This is a genomic window from Cupriavidus sp. USMAA2-4, assembly GCF_001854305.1.
Lineage (GTDB): Bacteria > Pseudomonadota > Gammaproteobacteria > Burkholderiales > Burkholderiaceae > Cupriavidus > Cupriavidus malaysiensis.
Map to the genome: position 1 here is coordinate 3,234,250 of NZ_CP017749.1, position 15,272 is coordinate 3,249,521.

Consider the following 15,272-nt stretch of genomic DNA (forward strand, 5'->3'; position numbering starts at 1 on the left):
CACGCCGGCAGCGCGCCCCTCCCTAGACTGGCTCCCATCCCGCCTCGACAGGAGCCCGCCGTGAAGCACCCCAGCCGGGCGCCAGGCCGCACGAACCGCATGCCATGGCGCACCACCCGCCCCCGCCGCCGGACCACCGCCTCGGTCCTGTCCGGCGCCGCTTTCGCCACCCTCGCGGCACTCGCCGCCGTCTGCGGCGTCCCCGCCGCGTGCGCCGAGGACCTGCCGCCGGAGACGCTCACCGTCGCGCAGCTGCCGCCGGCCGATGCCGACCGCCTCTATATCTCCGACGTGGCCTTCCGCCACATGGTGGACGGGCGCCTGCACGTGGTCGACGGCAAGCGCATGAAGTACCTCGGCCTGGTACCGACCGGCTTCGGCGGCCAGGCCGTGCTGTCGCCGGACAAGCGCACCCTCTACGTGGTCGCCACCTACTACCCGCGCCTGTCGCGCGGCGAGCGCGCCGACGTGGTCAGCCTCTACGACGCCGATACCCTGGCCTACCGCAGCGAGATCGTGATCCCGCCGCGCCACGCGCAGTCGCTGCCCTACCGCGGCATCATCGCGGTCTCGGCGGACGGACGCTTCCTCTACGTGCAGAACGCCACGCCCGCCACCTCGGTCAGCATCGTCGACCTGCAGGCCGGCAAGCTGGCCGCCGAAGTGCCGACCCCCGGCTGCTGGGGCATCTTCGCCACGCCGGCCTCCAGCCAGCGCTTGCGCACCTTGTGCAGCGACGGCGCCATGCTCACCATCGAGCATGACGCGCAAGGCCAGCCGGCCGGCCAGAAGCGCAGCGCGCGGCTGTTCGACCCGCAGCAGGACCCGGTCTTCCTGCATGCGGAAGCCATCGGCGACGCGCTCTACTTCGTCTCCTTCCACGGCAATGTCTATCGCGCCGACCTGTCCGGCGAAACGCCCGCCTTCGACCCGCCCTGGTCCCTGCTCGGCAGCGCCGATGCCAGGCGCGGCTGGCGCCCGGGCGGCTACCAGCTGTTCGCCGTGCACGCCGCCACCCGGCGGCTCTTCGTCGGCATGCATCCGCGCGGCCGGGAAGGCTCGCACAAGTCGCCGGCCGACGAGATCTGGACCGTCGACCTGGCCAGCCACAAGCGCCTGGCGCGCGCCCCGGGCCAGCACGCGCTGGCGCTGACCGTCACCCAGGAAGCGCGCCCGACCCTGTACGCCCTCGACGCCACCACCTCCGGCGTGGTCGCGCTCGACCCGGCGCAGGGGCTCAAGCCGGTCGCGCGGCTGGACGGCGTAGCCGAGAACCCCCTGCGCGTGGAGGCCCACCAATGAATGCCGCCGCCCTGCTGGCCGACCCCATCGTCGCCGCCGCCTGCCACGCCGCCGCAGCCCTGGTGCTGGGCCTGTCGGTGGCGCCCAAGCTGCGCGACCTGGCCCGCTTCCAGGCTGCCTTCGCCGCCTATGGCCTGCTGCCGCCGGCCTGGACGCGCACCGGCGCGCTGGCCTTTGTCGCGGCCGAGGCCGCCGCCGCGCTCGGCCTGGTGCTGCTGCCGCAGAGCCCGGGCCCGGCCCTGGCCGGGCTGGCGGTGGCCGGCCTCGCCACTGCCGCGGTCGCCGTCAACCTGGCGCGCGGCCGGCGCGAACTGCGCTGCGGCTGCGGGGCGGCCGCCGACAGCATGCCGATCTCCGGCGCGCTGCTGGCGCGCAACGCGGGCCTGCTGGCCGTGCTCGCGGTGGCGGCGGCCTCCACCAGCAGCAGCCTGGCCGGCGCGGCCGGCATCAGCGACGTGGCCGGCACCGGCATGGCGCGCGCGCTCGGCACGCTCGACTGGGCTGCCGCCGCCTTCTGCGCGCTGGCCTTGCTGCTGCTGTGGCTGGCTGCCACCCAGTTACTGGTCAATGCCGGGCGCGCGCGCGGCTGACGCCGCCGCGACGCCGGACCTCCCCGCTTCCTTCCACTTCAAGCATCACGCATCAAGCCGAGTTCACCATGACCGCTCTCGTTATCGCCAATATCGTCTTGTGGATCGCCGTGCTGGCGCTGCTGTTCGGCCTCTACGCGCTCGCGCGCCAGGTCGGCATCCTCTATGAACGGGTCGCGCCGATGGGCGCGCTGATGATCGACGCCGGCCCGCGCGTGGGCCAGCCGCTGACACGCTTCGACCTGCAGGACGTGCGCGGCGATGCCGTCGCCGTGGGCGGCGCGCAGCCCGCCAGCACGCTGCTGTTCTTCCTCTCGCCCACCTGCCCGATCTGCAAGAAGCTGCTGCCGGTGCTGAAGTCGATCGCCGCCAGCGAGCGCGCCTGGCTGCGCATCGTGCTCGCCTCCGACGGCGAGCAGCCCGAGCACCTGGCCTTCCTGCGCCAGGCCGGGCTGGCCGAGTTCCCCTACGTGCTGTCCAAGGAACTGGGCATGCACCTGCAGATCGGCAAGCTGCCCTACGCCGTGCTGCTCGACAGCGCCGGCACGCTGCGCGCCAAGGGGCTGGTCAACTCGCGCGAGCAGCTCGAAAGCCTGTTCACCGCCATGGACCTGAACGTGGCCTCGGTGCAGCAGTTCCTCGAAACCCACGCCTGACGGCACGGAGACATTTGTGATGTGGTTCGACCGATGGATCGAGCGCCAGGCCCGCCGCACGGCCCAGCGCACCAGCCGGCGCAGCGCGCTGGCCACGCTGGGCAAGGCCATGGTGGGCGGGCTGGCGCTGCCCGTGCTGCCCTTCGACCGCAGCGCCCACGCCGCCGCCGCGCATGGCGCGCGCCCCGGCAAGGGCGTGGACGAGACCTCCTGCGACTACTGGAAATACTGCGCCGTCGACGGCTTCCTGTGCGCCTGCTGCGGCGGCAGCTCCACCAGTTGCCCGCCGGGCACCGAGCCCTCGCGCGTGTCCTGGGTCGGCACCTGCCGCAACCCGGCCGACGGCAAGGACTACATGGTCAGCTACAACGACTGCTGCGGCAAGACGACCTGCGGCCGCTGCGAGTGCAACACCAACGAGCGCGAGCGTCCGGGCTACAAGCTCGGCGTGCACAACGACGTCAACTGGTGCATGAGCAACAGCAGCACGATGTTCCATTGCACCACCTCCATCATCCTCGGAGTACAGGAATGACGCGCTTCACCCGGCTCGGCGCCCTCACCGGCGCTGTCCTTTCCCCTCTCGTGCCCGCGCTGCTGGCCGCGCTCGCCGCCAGTCCCCTCGCCGCCACCGCCGCCACCGCCGCCCCCGACGGCAAGGCCCTGTTCACCGCCAACTGCGCTGCCTGCCATAACGCGGACGCCTCCGGCATCGCCGGCGTGGCCCCGCCGCTGGCCGGCGCGCTGCGCGAGCGGCTGGCCACGCCCGCCGGCCAGGCCTACCTGGCCAATGTGGTAGTGCATGGCCTGGCCGGCCCGATCGAATCGCAGGGGCAGTCCTATAACGGCATCATGCCGTCCTTCGCCACGCTGCCGGACGACGACCTGGCGGCGGTGCTGGCCTGGCTCGGCACGCAGAACGGACAGGCCGCGCCCAGCGTCGGGGCCGAGCTGCTGGCCAAGGCGCGCGCCGAGCGCAAGACGCCCGGCGCGGTGCGCAAGCTGCGCGATGGCGCCGCGGCGCGCTGACATGGCGAGCGCCGCGCCGCGCCGCGCACGGGCCCGCGCCGCGCTGCTGGCCGCCGCCGCGTGCGGCCTGCTGGCCGGCCCCGCGCACGCCCAGCAGCGGCTGCCGCGCGCCCAGGCCAACTACCTGCTGCACTGCTCCGGCTGCCACCTGCCCGACGGTGCCGGCAAGCCCGCCGCCGGTATCCCCGACATGCGCGCCACGCTGCCCCGGCTGCTCGCCTCGGCCGCCGGACGGGCCTTCGTGATCCAGGTGCCAGGCACCTCGGGCTCCGACCTCAGCGATGCCGAGATCGCCGAACTGTTCAACTGGATGGTGCCGGCCTTCGGGCCCGGCGTGGCCTCGCCCGGCTTCACCCGGCAGGAGGTCGCCCGCTACCGCCACGATCCGCTCGACGACGTGATGGCGCGGCGCGCGTCCATCCTGCCGGCGCCCCGCTGAAAGGCGCGGCCATTCCAGCCGGACTTCCACGCCGCCCCTGCCGACCGATTCATCACCGCCCCCAACCCCTTCCCGGATACCGCCCAATGACCACCCCCGCCGCCTCGCCCCGGGCAGTTGCCTCGGATACCCCGGATGCCTCGGATACCCTGGGCACCGCCACCGCCCCGGCACCGCCGCAACCCACCCGGCGCCAATGGCTGGGCCGCCTCGCCGGTGCCGCGCTCGGCACGGCGGCCGCCGGCGCCACGGCCGCCGTGCCCGGCGCCGATGACCACGCAGCCCCGGCGCCCCGCGCCGGCGCCACCCCCGACCCCATCGTGCTGATGCCCGCCTGGCAGCTCTCGCGCGAGATCGCCGCGCGCCGCGTCTCCTGCCGCGAAGTGATGGCCGCCTACCTGACCCATATCGACCGCGTCAATCCCGTCGCCAACGCCATCGTCGCCCGCCGCGACAGCGAGCTGCTGCTGCGCGAAGCGGCTGCCGCCGATGCCGCCCTTGCCTCCAGCCAGCGCGCCGGCCAGCGCCCCGGCTGGATGCACGGCATGCCGCAGGCCCCCAAGGACCTGGCGCTGACGCGCGGCATCCGCACCACCTTCGGCTCGCCGATCTTCCGCGACAACGTGCCGACCCAGGACGCCATCATCGTCGAGCGCGCGCGCCGCGCCGGCGCCATCCTGCTCGGCAAGACCAACACCCCCGAGTTCGGGCTCGGCTCGCAGACCTTCAACCCGGTCTACGGCGCCACCCGCAACCCCTACGACCCGGCCCGCTGCGCCGGCGGCAGCAGCGGCGGCGCGGCCGCCGCGCTGGCCCTGCGCCTGCTGCCGGTGGCCGACGGCAGCGACTTCGGCGGCTCGCTGCGCAACCCCGCCGGCTTCTGCAATGTGTACGGCATGCGCCCGTCGATGGGCCGCGTGCCCTACGGACCGACACCCGAAGTCTTCCTGCAGCAGCTCGGCTACGAAGGCCCGATGGGCCGCACCGTGGCCGACGTCGCCCTGCTGCTCGCCACCCAGGCCGGACCCGACCCGCGCACACCGCTGGCGCTCGAGCGCGACCCCGCGCTGGCCGCGCTGACCCCCGACAACGTGCAGGCAGCGCTGGCCGCCGACCTCAAGGGCAAGCGCGTGGCCTGGCTGGGCGACTGGAACGGCTACCTGCCGATGGAAGACGGCATCCTGCCGCTGTGCGAACAGGCGCTGCAGGCCTTCCCCGCCTTCGGCGTGGCGGTCGAAGGCATCGCACCGCCCTTCGCGCCGGAACGGCTGTGGAAGGCCTGGCTCACGCACCGCCACTTCCTGGTCGGCAACGGCATGCTGCCGTTCTACCGCGACCCCGCCAAGCGCGCGCTGCTCAAGGCCGACGCCATCTGGGAAATCGAAGGCGCGCTGCAGCTGAGCGGCAACGACGTGTACCACGCCAGCGTGGAGCGCAGCGCCTGGCTGGACACCCTCGACCGGCTCTTCACCCGCTTCGACTACATCGCCGTGCCCACCGCGCAGGTCTTCCCCTTCGATGTCAACCAGCCGTGGCCCAAGTCCATCGCCGGCCGGCCGATGGACACCTACCACCGCTGGATGGAAGTCGTGTTTCCGTGGACCCTGTCCGGCTGCCCCACCATCAGCGTGCCGGTCGGCTTCGGCAGCAACGGCCTGCCGATGGGCATGCAGCTGATCGGGCGGCCGCGCGGCGACCTCAGCGTGCTGCGGCTGGCGCGCGCCTATGAGCAGGAACGGGACTGGGTGGGACGGCATCTGCCGCGGGCGATGCTGGGGTAGCGAGCAAGGTCGCGCGGGATGGCTTGGTGGAGTAACGGCCTGATGTGGATACGGCGAGGGCAGCCATCGCCAGCGCGACCCAGCTCGCTTGATGCTAGCGCCGACCCTCTCCCTCAACGCGGCCGCGCCAGCGTCTGCGACGGCAACTCGCCGAAGAACTCCCGATACTGCGCCGCAAAGCGCGGCAGGTGATGAAAGCCGTAGCGCGCCGCCACCGCTCCCACGGAATCCGCGGTGCCGGCGCGCAGCGCCAGCCGCGCGCCGTTCATGCGCACCGCGCGCACGAAGTCCAGCGGCGCCAGTCCGGTCACCTCATTGAAGCTGTACTGCAGCGTGCGGCGCGATACCCCCAGCCGCTCGCACAGCGCCAGCACACTCCAGCCGGCTTCGGGCGCGGCGCGCACCATGTCGTAGGCGTCGGCCACCAGCCGTCGCCTGACCGTGGGCGTGGGCAGCGACTCATGCGTGCGGTCACCGTCGGCAGTCAGTGCCGTGGCGGCCGCCAGCAGCAAGGCATCGCGCATCGCGCTCTCGACGAAGCGGTGACGGAACACCTCGGTCTCCAGCGCCGCGGTGCCCAGCACCGACAGCAGCGCCGCGCGCAGTTCCGCCGCCACGCCCGGACGCAATTGCCGCACCGGTGGCAGTTGCGCCACCGTCACCGGTGCGCCGCCGGCCAGCGCGAGCGCGTGCTGCAGCGCCGGCAGCGGCAGGGTCAGCCCGAGCAGATCGAGTTCGCGCGGGGTGCGCATGGCCAGGGCCTTGCCGTTTCCGGCGGTCAGCAGCCCCGCGCCACGCATCGCATAGCCGTGGAACCAGCCGCCATCGCACTGTGCATGCGGCAGCGCCAGCGACAGGTAGCCGCGCATCGCCTCGCCCTCTTCGAGCAAGGCCTGCGAGGTCTGTTCGCGGAACACATGGACATCGCCGAAGGCAGCCTGCTGCACCTCGGCGCGGAAGGGGCCCGGCGTGAGCTGCTGGTAGCGCTGCTGCCAGCCGTCGAGTTCGGCCGCGGCGGCCTGCACGTCGTCCGCGACGAAGCGGCGCAGGCCGCGCGCGGCCCGTGACGGCGGGGGCGCCGAAGGGGACGGGGTGGGCTTCATGGAAATGTCTGCCTGGGGTATCGGCCCTATGCTGTGGCCTGTTCCGGCGCCCGTCACGCATCGGTTCCGGCCGGCGTGCGGGCACTACCGGGCCAGTGTAGCGAAACGGCTCCGCCACGCAAGCGGGGCAATCCCATGCCGTCGCGCCGACGACGCAAGCGCCCGCCGCGGCCACCGATGTGGTGCCCAGTGCGGCACCCGCCCCTTCCGCCGGCCCCGCGCCGTCTGCTATAGTCGCCCCTGCATCCAGAGTTGGTACCCGACGGTACCAACGCCAACCTGCCTCTCCCGGGCAAGGTGGTTGCCTCAAGGCGATGCGGCCGATGGTCGGCAACGAAGCGGGAAGCGGCATGGCGCGCACCGGTTCGAGTGATCCTTCCAGTGATCCATTTGCGAGCAGCTATGCAGCAGACACAATCCTCCTCCCCCTGTCCCATTGCGGACACCTCGAGCTCCACCCCCGGCAAGACCGCCTGCACCACCGGCACGGAATTTCCGCCAGCGGGCGACCAGTTGGTCCACATCCTGCACATCACTTCGGTACCCGACCACAGGGTCGTCGATGACGTCTCCGGCCGCATGACGGCCTGCGGCGGCACCGTCGACGGCTGGCGCGTGGTGCGCAGCGGCCCGCTGCTGGCCCAGGAGGTACGCCTGCGCGGCGTCAGCCAGGCCTGTGCGCGCGCCGTGCGCGAGGAGCTGCTGGCGCTCGACGAGGTGCTGCGGATCCGGCTGGAGCACCTGTACCTGCGGCGCGGCCGGCCGGCCTGAGACACTCCAGGCCGCCCGCCCGGACGCGCCAGTGTCCGGGCCGCCTCGATCCCGGTCGGATGCACCCAGTGGCAAGAAGCGCCGGTAAGGCCTCGCCTTGGGGGCACGATTGAAAGCCAAGCAAATGCTTCAGTATCCAGCCAACCGGCCGCAATCCGCGTGGCACGCACTGACGGCCGGAAAGCGACCATTGCGACAGCCGTCGTGCTGTCCGTTGTCACGTCCATTGCAGTCTCCTGCCCGAATCAGGGAAACTTTCGGCCGCGGCAACGTCTGAGCCATGTCAGAGCCTGACGGTGTCCGAAGCATCGGCCGTCGACCCAGTCCCGCCCCTGCCCGCCACCGGCACGGGCGGCCCATCATTGCGAGAACCCAGCCCCCATGCCAGATAGCAAACTGAAGGTAGCGGTACTGTTCGGCGGCACCAGCGAAGAACGCGAAGTCTCCATCGCCAGCGGCGCGCAAGTCATCCAGGCCCTGCGCAGCGCCGGCCACCATGTGCTGGCCGTGGAAACCTCGCGCGGCCTGCTCAGCGACGAAGACGAAGTCCGGCTGCTGAGCGCCAAGGTGGACGAGGCCCCGCCCGCCTCCGACGCCCTCGCCGTGCTGCGCTCGGCCGAAACCAGCCTGATCCGCACGCCCGCGCTGGCCGACGTCGACGTCGTCTTCCTGGCCCTGCACGGCGGCACCGGCGAAGACGGCACCGTGCAGGCCATGCTCGACCTGGCCGGCATGGCCTACACCGGCAGCGGCCACCTCGCCAGCGCCATCGCCATGGACAAGGACATGTCCAAGCGCCTGTTCGTCGCCGCTGGCGTCGCCACGCCGCGCTGGCACATGGTCCCCTGCCCGCCCGAAACGGTGGCGCGGGACCTCGGCTACCCCCTGGTGGTCAAGCCCAACCGGCAAGGCTCCACGGTCGGCCTGTCCATCGTCCGCAGCCCCGACGCCCTGGACGCCGCCATCCAGCACGCTGCCCGCTTCGACCGTGAAGTCATGCTCGAACAATTCATCGCCGGCCGCGAACTGACCGTTGGCGTACTCGGCGACCAGGCCCTGGCGGTCGGCGAGATCCTGATCGAACCCCAAGCCGTGTTCGACTACCGCGCCAAGTACCAGCCCGGCGCCGTGCGCGAGATCTTCCCCGCCGACCTGCCCGACGCCATCACCGCCGCCGCGCAGGACGCCGCGCTGCGCGTGCACCGCGCGCTCAAGCTCGACGGCTACAGCCGAACCGACTTCCGCCTCGACGCGCAGGGCCGCCTGTGGTGCCTGGAAGTGAATTCCCTGCCGGGGATGACGGCGACGAGCCTGCTGCCGCAGTCAGCGGCGGCGAGCGGAGTGTCGTTTGCCGAGTTGTGTGAGCGGATCTGCCGGGCGGGGATAGCGCGGCGACGGGGATGACAGCGTTCCGGCCGCCGCCGCCGGAGAGATCAATGTTCCCTGTCGCACATCTGATCGGGCCAGGAGGGGCCGGCAAGAGCACCATCGGCGCGGTCCTGGCACGCCGGCTGAACTGGCGCTTTGTCGATCTGGACCAATGCTTCTTGTCATGGCACGGCCATATCGGCGACCTGATAGATCGCCACGGCTACGCCGGATACGCAAGACGCAATATCCAGCTGTACGCCGACCTCAGGCATCGCGTGGCCGAGCCCATGGTCTGCGCGCTCTCGTCCGGCTTCATGACGTATCCGTCGGACATTGCGCCAGCCTATCCATCCATCCGCAGCAGCATCGAGTCCGATGCACGCACCGCGCTCTTGCTGCCCGCCCTCGACCTGGAGAAATGCACCAGCCTGATCGTCGCGCGGCAATTGTCCCGCACCTATCTCAAGGCAAGCGCGGAAAGCGAGGCCAGGAAAATCCGCGATCGGTTCCCGCGCTTGATGGCACTGAACTGCGCGCGCTTTGTCAGCGAGGGACCTGTCGATGCGATCGCGGCCTCGATTGAACAGTTTATCCGGGATTCGTTGGCACGGGCTTGAGCCGAGTAGCCCGGACTGAGCCCCAGACGGGCATGCGGAGGCCAGCATGCCGCTGGCTCCCTTGCCCGGATTTCAACCGTCTTCGGAAACGCCGCCCGCCCCGCCCTGTGCGGCCAGTTCACTCAGTACCAACGCCTCTTGCGCCAGCCCGATGGCCAGCGACAACACACGCAACTGGATTTCGGGGTTCAGGTCGCCGAAGATGCCCGACTCCGCGCTATCGCGCGCCAGGAACAGCAAGGCATAGAGCTGCGCCGACTTCTCCGTGGCCAGGCTCAGCGGCGACTCGCAAGGGATGCGGGTGTGCAGGTGGATGTCGGCGTTACGGTGTTCGGCGGTCAGGCCGTAGCGGGTGTGTTGGTGGGGGCTGGTCATTGAACACCTCCCAACTGGAACTCACTGCGCAATAGTGCTCGCAACCGAAAGCGCGGGGAACATGCCAACAAAGTACAGACGAGACAGTGCCGGGGCATAAGATGCCTCCTTCTTGAGCGGTTTGAAACCCGCTCCCCCGCTGCTAATCGGGTGGGCGGGCGCAAGGCAGGGTTAGCAGACCGGCAAGAAGGAACCGGCGAGCCCGAAGGCTCCCCCGCCAAGGCCCGCCCATAGGGACGTGCGTCGGCACGACGGACACAATAAGACCGCCAACGATGGCGGTCCGTCCGCCTTCTTGTTCGGGCTGCTAAACCCGGTCGCGGTGGTTGCCGTGACGAGCTGAGTATATCGCGGGATGGGCCGTTTGGCGCTTCACATGCGTTCGCATCGGCTGGATACTATGAATTTGCAACTGCGTGAGTATTCGCATCTAGCAGGTAAGTTGACGCCTTTCCCGATCTATAGCCGGGAGCGGTGCGCACGCTGCCAAGCTGGCACCGGCGCGCGGCAAATTCGCGTACTCGGCGACCAAGGGCAATCGGCCTTCTTCGATAGCAGTCGTCTTACATCGGCGATCATCAACAATGCATGCTGCAGAGAAGCCGACAGATTGATTGGCTGCTTGTGGCCAGAAGCTGGCACTCGACATGAGGGCCCGTTTGGGGTTCACATGGATAGCGCTGGAGAATCCATCAGGAGGTGCGCCGCATGACTTCGTGCTAGGCGGCCGGCCTTTCCCCTTACTGCGGAATCGCATACCGCTCGATCGTCACCCCGCCGGCGGCATCTTCAATCACCTCAAGCGCCTGATTGATCAGGTCTGGCAGCGTCGCCAGCTCTTGCAGAGCAAGGCCGAACAAATCGAGTTGGCGCGCTGGTGTCATGGGCAGGTCGGACACAAGGCACACAAGGCACACAAGGCCGGCATGTATCGGCTCTTTCGTATGCAGCCCACCCAGTGGCCCGCCAAGCGGCCCGCGAAAATCCACGGCGTTATGGGTCACCAACGTGAAGTCCTCCGCAAGCGCGTGCCGGATAAGCCGATAGTCCGGGGTACCCGACCAGCCACGGTCACGCACACAGGTGGACTCGGGATAGCCGGCATCGCGCGCGAGCCGGACCAGGCCCGGCCAGAGGCATTCGTCGATCAGGAACTTGTACGTCACGCCCGCTCCGGCGCGGGCCTCACCACTTTGCGGGAAACGATGACCTGCGCCGACTCGGCCTCCGGCAGGCGGCGCGGTCGACCGGGTCGCGGATGGGCCTTGACGTAGACCTTCGCGTCTTCCAGCAAGGGCGCCGTCAGGAACGGGTAGGCTTGCTGCAGTTCCGCGAACGGAACCCCATCGTCTGAGGCCGCGACGACGTTGGCTACAGGCACGCGGGTGCCGGCAAAGCACGGGGTGCCGCCGAGCACATCCCGATCCTCGACTATGTATTCCTCGGCTTGCTGCAGTTGCGTGGCGCGTTGAACGACCGATTCCACGAACTTTCCCAGGCCAATGATGCAAAAGTCCGTCTTCAACGACCAGTCGAAGTCCGCATGCAGCGCACGACTGCTGAGGATGAGGAAGTTGTCGAAGTCCGCGCGCTGTGCCAGCCGTGACGTGATGTGCTCGATCACGTGCCGGCGCATGGTGCGCGTCAGTTCGTCGCTCGTTTGGAAATAGAACTGGGCCAGCGGCGCAGTCAGCGGGGCGAAACGTCGGCCGTGCTCGCGCCACACCAAGGTGGACGGCAGCACTTCCTCATCCACGAGGCGATTGATCTCCTTGTCCGTGACACCGGCCAGGAAGGCGACATGGGCGGCCGATACTGCATTGCCCGCTGTGAGCATGATAGACCTCCAATCCTTTCCGGAATGCAGAAATCTTTCCGGTTAACAGGAAAGATTTTAGTCGGTTCAGGCCAACAGCGCGACAGGCGCTTGCTCAAGCCCACAGTCCTCCGCGCGTCGCCATCAATGCCTGCACCAGCCTCCGCAGATTCTTCCAGATCTCCGACGGCCTGCGCTGCCGCCTGGCGGCCACCTCCGCCACCATCCTGGTAACGAACTGGAATGGCGCCTCATCCAGCACCTGAGCCAGATACGCCCGGAACGCGGCGGGCACTTGGCCAGTAGCCAGTGCCTGCTCCAGTTCCTCCGGCGTCAACTCTCTTGCACAACTGACGCTGGCCCCTTTTGCGGCCATCCACAGTGCCCGCGTCGGCCTTCCCTCGGCTTGCCGCACTGCTTCGGGGTCGTCTACCTCCAGCGTCAGGCCAAGCACGTCCAACAGCCGCCCCAAGGTATCGAGCGTGGCATTGACGTGGCCGTGCTCGATGCCATTGAGGGACTGGCGCGACACATTTGCCATGTCTGCAAGCTGTTGCTGGGCGAGGTCCAGCGCGGTTCGTTTGCGTTGGATGGCTGCGCCAAGCGTTGCGGAGTTCATCTTGCGCTCCATTTTTGTCAAGCATAGGCGACAAAATTCTCAGGTTCGCTCTTTGCGATCAGAGGTCATTCGCAGGTCAGGGGAAGACGCGCATCCATCCTTGCCTGTGTCGGACTGTGAGCCTTGCGCAGGGATCCGGAGGCCCGTATTCACGCCACTGACATGCGCCATCGAGAAATCGATCTGGCCTGATGCCCCGCTCTTCCCGGCCCGCGATCAAACGAATCGGGTCCCTTCGACAACCTGCACGAGGAGATCTAGAGCCGCCCGCTCACGCTGGCTGCGGCGCTGCCTGCCGAATGAGGTGTTGGTGTTGAGAGAGTTGGCTTCGCAGGGCGACGCTGACCCAGCCGCCCCACAGCCATTGGAACGAGGGCAGTTTGATGCCGGCCTCGACGGGATCCGCTGACGTGTAGCCGCCCCAAGCTCCTCGACGAGCCGAACTGTTCGCGACGACGGCCGCAACCGGCCATTCTCGGTCGGACACCTCTGCACCCAACCGGACATCAAATTGTCCGCTCATCCTCTTGGATCAGCCATTCGTTGGCAACCGCATCCTGCACGTCGCCTACGCCGAGTTGAAGTGGCCATCACTGATGAATTGCCAGCTCCTGATTGCAGGCGAAAATGTAATAAGATAGTTTCCTCTTCATATAAATTTCTCGAGCCAAGGTGCTTTGATGGCAGGATCCCTTCACGACAGCGTAAAGTCATTCTTTACTACTCACAAGAGAGAAGCAGAGCTACTACGCCCGTTCCTGACTGCAGGATTTGATGTTACCTGGGCCAACGTGCGAGCCTACCAAGGTACCAGCGTTACGGTCTTCCTTTTGCGGCCATCACACGAGCTATCTGAGTCCTATGGTTTCGAATACGAAATAGTACTTGCCTATTCCCGCTACGATGCAGTGGAGCCCCGTACCATCCGTGCAATCGAACACGTGTTCTCGACGGATCCAGCAAAAGGACGAGTAGAGCCTTTGCTCTGCTTCCTCATCTCAGAAGCAGATAATGTTGACGAGTGGGTTAGCTCGTACCTTCTGGAGAACAGGGAGTCTAGGATCGTTGTGCCATTTTCGGCATTGGCATTGGAACACTCCAATGCCGACTCTTGGACAGTTAGAAACCAATTGCAGAAGCACTTTCTGTTGCTTGATCGATATAAGTACACTTTACCCCTAAGGGAAGACACGTACTTCTTCGGAAGGGCACATGAACTTGGTCAAATACTAGACTTCTCGCGACGCAGTGAGAACGCTGCGATATTTGGCTTGCGAAAGACGGGTAAGACATCATTGCTATGGAAGCTACAGCGCATTCTTGGAAAGGACGCGAAACATCGTGTTGAGGTCTTTGACGCTCAGTCTCCATCGCTGCGCAAGCGTCGCTGGCATCAAGCTCTAGACTACATTGCAAGGCGAGTAGCAGGTGAAAAAACGACTTTCGAATTTCCGAAGTTCTCCGAGCTTGATGCGTCGGATGATTTCTTGTCGGTCATTAAGCAGATCATCTCCAGCACCATGCTAGAGCGCCTCACCCTGGTTATTGACGAAATTGAGTGGATTACACCGAAAACCGCTGCAGATCGGCACTGGGATGTTGATTTCCTGGAATTTTGGCAGGCCATACGTACCGCGCAGACGGTATTTCCTCGATTTAATGTGATTCTTGGCGGAGTCAATCCAGCGATTGCAGAGGAGAGTAGATTCGGCGATCATCAGAATCCCCTATTCGGGATAGTGACGCCAATTTTTCTCAAGGGCCTCGCAGAATCCGAAACTGCCGAGATGGTGCAGAAAATTGGCAAGATTGTCGGAATGAAGTTCGATGCACCTGCACTACAAAACCTTTTTTCCCAATATGCTGGGCACCCGCTGTTGACGCGTCTTGCCTGTAGCCATCTTGCGCAGATGGCGCAGTTTGCGGGCGACGCCTTCCCCCTGAAGGTTACAAAAGGCCGACTCGAAAAACAGCGGATACTTCGCGATGGAGAGCTCGTATTCTATGTGAGGCACGTAGTCGACGAACTGGAGCGGTTTTATCCCGAAGAATACAAGTCGCTCGAGTCACTCGCCGTTGGGGACTATCATAAATTCAAACTAGTCACGCAACATGGAAATGCTAGTACGCATCTTTTCAGATATGGCGTCGTGTCAGCCCCCGAGCATCCGTACATAACGTATTCTGTCCTCGGGGACTATGTAGCCAGCGAGAATGCACGACGCGAAGGGCGTCCTTGGCAGGCTCGGCTAATTAATGAAGAAGATCGCCCATCATTCGTCGTCGTGCGGCTTAAGGAGATAGCCGAAGACATGCGAGATCTGGAGCGACTTTCCAAAGCATCTGGCTTGCCTCCGCTTTTTGGGCCGAACTCTTTCCCTGAGGCAGACCGCCTGCGTGATATGCCCGTTGTTCACAACGCGCAAACTCTCGGCTCAGCACTAAATATTCTCAATCGCTGCTTTGTGGAGAGTATCGATCGCTATGGGAATTCAATATCCGAGACGAAATATTTTTTCACAAAACTGAAAGATAATTACCCAGCACTGTTTGATTCTCTACGGCGCATACGGGTTTATCGAAACAATGAACATCACTTAGAACTTCTGCCTGCCGTTGAGGCGACGTTGCGCGAATATCTCGAGCGAGACTTGGAAGAGGCATTGTCGCAATCGGGTCAAAAATTTTGGGCAATATTCCAACGTTGCGTGGATGATCTAATCCTTGCCATTCAAAGGGAGTTGGCCCGGCTCGCTGCCGTCTCGTCAGACTGAAGCGGTGTTTGGCGCTTGAACGCGGAAGT

General features: G+C 66.6%; 16 protein-coding genes and 1 riboswitch. Of the genes, 11 read left to right on the plus strand and 5 right to left on the minus strand.

Annotation, left to right across the window (positions count from 1 at the left end; genetic code table 11):
• Positions 1-60: 60 nt before the first annotated feature.
• From BKK79_RS34090 to BKK79_RS34120, 7 genes are all read left to right on the plus strand, one after another.
• Positions 61-1,302, plus strand: coding sequence for an amine dehydrogenase large subunit (locus tag BKK79_RS34090; RefSeq protein WP_232346388.1), 1,242 nt, complete (start codon positions 61-63; stop codon positions 1,300-1,302).
• Positions 1,299-1,892, plus strand: a complete 594-nt coding sequence (locus BKK79_RS34095) for a MauE/DoxX family redox-associated membrane protein (RefSeq protein WP_071040049.1) — start codon at positions 1,299-1,301, stop codon at positions 1,890-1,892. Before BKK79_RS34090 ends, BKK79_RS34095 begins: the two co-directional genes overlap by 4 nt.
• A 68-nt stretch (positions 1,893-1,960) precedes the next feature.
• Positions 1,961-2,548 carry a methylamine dehydrogenase accessory protein MauD gene (mauD, locus tag BKK79_RS34100; RefSeq protein ID WP_071040050.1) on the plus strand — a complete coding sequence of 196 codons (588 nt, stop codon included), beginning with the start codon at positions 1,961-1,963 and terminating at the stop codon, positions 2,546-2,548.
• Positions 2,549-2,567: 19 nt separating this feature from the next.
• Positions 2,568-3,083 carry a methylamine dehydrogenase light chain gene (locus BKK79_RS34105; RefSeq protein ID WP_071019744.1) on the plus strand — a complete coding sequence of 172 codons (516 nt, stop codon included), beginning with the start codon at positions 2,568-2,570 and terminating at the stop codon, positions 3,081-3,083.
• Positions 3,080-3,577: a c-type cytochrome gene (locus BKK79_RS34110; RefSeq protein WP_071040051.1), complete on the plus strand. Its 498-nt coding sequence runs from the start codon at positions 3,080-3,082 to the stop codon at positions 3,575-3,577. The genes BKK79_RS34105 and BKK79_RS34110 overlap by 4 nt, the downstream gene beginning before the upstream one ends.
• Position 3,578: 1 nt before the next feature.
• Positions 3,579-4,016, plus strand: coding sequence for a cytochrome c (locus BKK79_RS34115; protein WP_071040558.1), 438 nt, complete (start codon positions 3,579-3,581; stop codon positions 4,014-4,016).
• Positions 4,017-4,342: 326 nt separating this feature from the next.
• Positions 4,343-5,797 carry an amidase gene (locus BKK79_RS34120; RefSeq protein ID WP_071022487.1) on the plus strand — a complete coding sequence of 485 codons (1,455 nt, stop codon included), beginning with the start codon at positions 4,343-4,345 and terminating at the stop codon, positions 5,795-5,797.
• A gap of 113 nt (positions 5,798-5,910) precedes the next feature.
• Here the strand turns inward: BKK79_RS34120 and BKK79_RS34125 are convergent, their stop codons facing one another.
• Entirely contained in the window at positions 5,911-6,900 is a 990-nt protein-coding gene (locus BKK79_RS34125; RefSeq protein ID WP_071019739.1) for an AraC family transcriptional regulator, read from the minus strand.
• Positions 6,901-7,137: 237 nt separating this feature from the next.
• Positions 7,138-7,248: riboswitch (SAM-I-IV-variant riboswitch) on the plus strand.
• Between the two features lie 54 nt (positions 7,249-7,302).
• Between BKK79_RS34125 and BKK79_RS34130 the strand changes: the two genes are divergently transcribed.
• From BKK79_RS34130 to BKK79_RS34140, 3 genes are all read left to right on the plus strand, one after another.
• Entirely contained in the window at positions 7,303-7,671 is a 369-nt protein-coding gene (locus tag BKK79_RS34130) for a hypothetical protein (RefSeq protein ID WP_071019737.1), read from the plus strand.
• 381 nt (positions 7,672-8,052) lie between these two features.
• On the plus strand, positions 8,053-9,075 hold the full coding sequence (locus BKK79_RS34135; RefSeq protein WP_071040052.1) for a D-alanine--D-alanine ligase family protein: 1,023 nt from the start codon (positions 8,053-8,055) through the stop codon (positions 9,073-9,075).
• 32 nt (positions 9,076-9,107) lie between these two features.
• Positions 9,108-9,659: a shikimate kinase gene (locus tag BKK79_RS34140; RefSeq protein ID WP_071040053.1), complete on the plus strand. Its 552-nt coding sequence runs from the start codon at positions 9,108-9,110 to the stop codon at positions 9,657-9,659.
• 72 nt (positions 9,660-9,731) lie between these two features.
• On the opposite strand, the gene BKK79_RS34145 is transcribed toward BKK79_RS34140, so the two are convergent.
• The 4 genes from BKK79_RS34145 to BKK79_RS34160 all read right to left on the minus strand — a co-directional run bounded on the left by BKK79_RS34145 (position 9,732) and on the right by BKK79_RS34160 (position 12,469).
• Positions 9,732-10,034, minus strand: a complete 303-nt coding sequence (locus BKK79_RS34145; protein WP_071040054.1) for a hypothetical protein — start codon at positions 10,032-10,034, stop codon at positions 9,732-9,734.
• 740 nt (positions 10,035-10,774) lie between these two features.
• Positions 10,775-11,200, minus strand: a complete 426-nt coding sequence (locus BKK79_RS34150) for a DUF5615 family PIN-like protein (RefSeq protein WP_071040055.1) — start codon at positions 11,198-11,200, stop codon at positions 10,775-10,777.
• Positions 11,197-11,871: a DUF433 domain-containing protein gene (locus tag BKK79_RS34155; RefSeq protein ID WP_071040056.1), complete on the minus strand. Its 675-nt coding sequence runs from the start codon at positions 11,869-11,871 to the stop codon at positions 11,197-11,199. Before BKK79_RS34155 ends, BKK79_RS34150 begins: the two co-directional genes overlap by 4 nt.
• 94 nt (positions 11,872-11,965) lie before the next feature.
• The gene (locus tag BKK79_RS34160) at positions 11,966-12,469 is read right to left on the minus strand and encodes a helix-turn-helix transcriptional regulator (RefSeq protein WP_071040559.1); all 504 of its coding nucleotides are present in this window, start codon (positions 12,467-12,469) and stop codon (positions 11,966-11,968) included.
• 680 nt (positions 12,470-13,149) lie between these two features.
• Between BKK79_RS34160 and BKK79_RS40800 the strand changes: the two genes are divergently transcribed.
• Complete coding sequence (locus BKK79_RS40800) at positions 13,150-15,243, plus strand: ATP-binding protein (protein ID WP_157128595.1); 2,094 nt, start codon at positions 13,150-13,152, stop codon at positions 15,241-15,243.
• The last annotated feature ends 29 nt before the right edge of the window (positions 15,244-15,272 follow it).

Excerpts from the sequence above, each read along its gene's own strand:
- BKK79_RS34095 (WP_071040049.1), top strand. The coding sequence starts at position 1,299 with ATGAATGCCGCCGCCCTGCTGGCCGACCCCATCGTCGCCGCCGCCTGC.
- mauD (WP_071040050.1), top strand. The coding sequence starts at position 1,961 with ATGACCGCTCTCGTTATCGCCAATATCGTCTTGTGGATCGCCGTGCTG.
- BKK79_RS34105 (WP_071019744.1), top strand. The coding sequence starts at position 2,568 with ATGTGGTTCGACCGATGGATCGAGCGCCAGGCCCGCCGCACGGCCCAG.
- BKK79_RS34110 (WP_071040051.1), top strand. The coding sequence starts at position 3,080 with ATGACGCGCTTCACCCGGCTCGGCGCCCTCACCGGCGCTGTCCTTTCC.
- BKK79_RS34115 (WP_071040558.1), top strand. The coding sequence starts at position 3,579 with ATGGCGAGCGCCGCGCCGCGCCGCGCACGGGCCCGCGCCGCGCTGCTG.
- BKK79_RS34120 (WP_071022487.1), top strand. The coding sequence starts at position 4,343 with ATGCCCGCCTGGCAGCTCTCGCGCGAGATCGCCGCGCGCCGCGTCTCC.
- BKK79_RS34125 (WP_071019739.1), bottom strand. The coding sequence starts at position 6,900 with ATGAAGCCCACCCCGTCCCCTTCGGCGCCCCCGCCGTCACGGGCCGCG.
- BKK79_RS34130 (WP_071019737.1), top strand. The coding sequence starts at position 7,303 with ATGCAGCAGACACAATCCTCCTCCCCCTGTCCCATTGCGGACACCTCG.
- BKK79_RS34135 (WP_071040052.1), top strand. The coding sequence starts at position 8,053 with ATGCCAGATAGCAAACTGAAGGTAGCGGTACTGTTCGGCGGCACCAGC.
- BKK79_RS34140 (WP_071040053.1), top strand. The coding sequence starts at position 9,108 with ATGTTCCCTGTCGCACATCTGATCGGGCCAGGAGGGGCCGGCAAGAGC.
- BKK79_RS34145 (WP_071040054.1), bottom strand. The coding sequence starts at position 10,034 with ATGACCAGCCCCCACCAACACACCCGCTACGGCCTGACCGCCGAACAC.
- BKK79_RS34155 (WP_071040056.1), bottom strand. The coding sequence starts at position 11,871 with ATGCTCACAGCGGGCAATGCAGTATCGGCCGCCCATGTCGCCTTCCTG.
- BKK79_RS34160 (WP_071040559.1), bottom strand. The coding sequence starts at position 12,469 with ATGAACTCCGCAACGCTTGGCGCAGCCATCCAACGCAAACGAACCGCG.
- BKK79_RS40800 (WP_157128595.1), top strand. The coding sequence starts at position 13,150 with ATGGCAGGATCCCTTCACGACAGCGTAAAGTCATTCTTTACTACTCAC.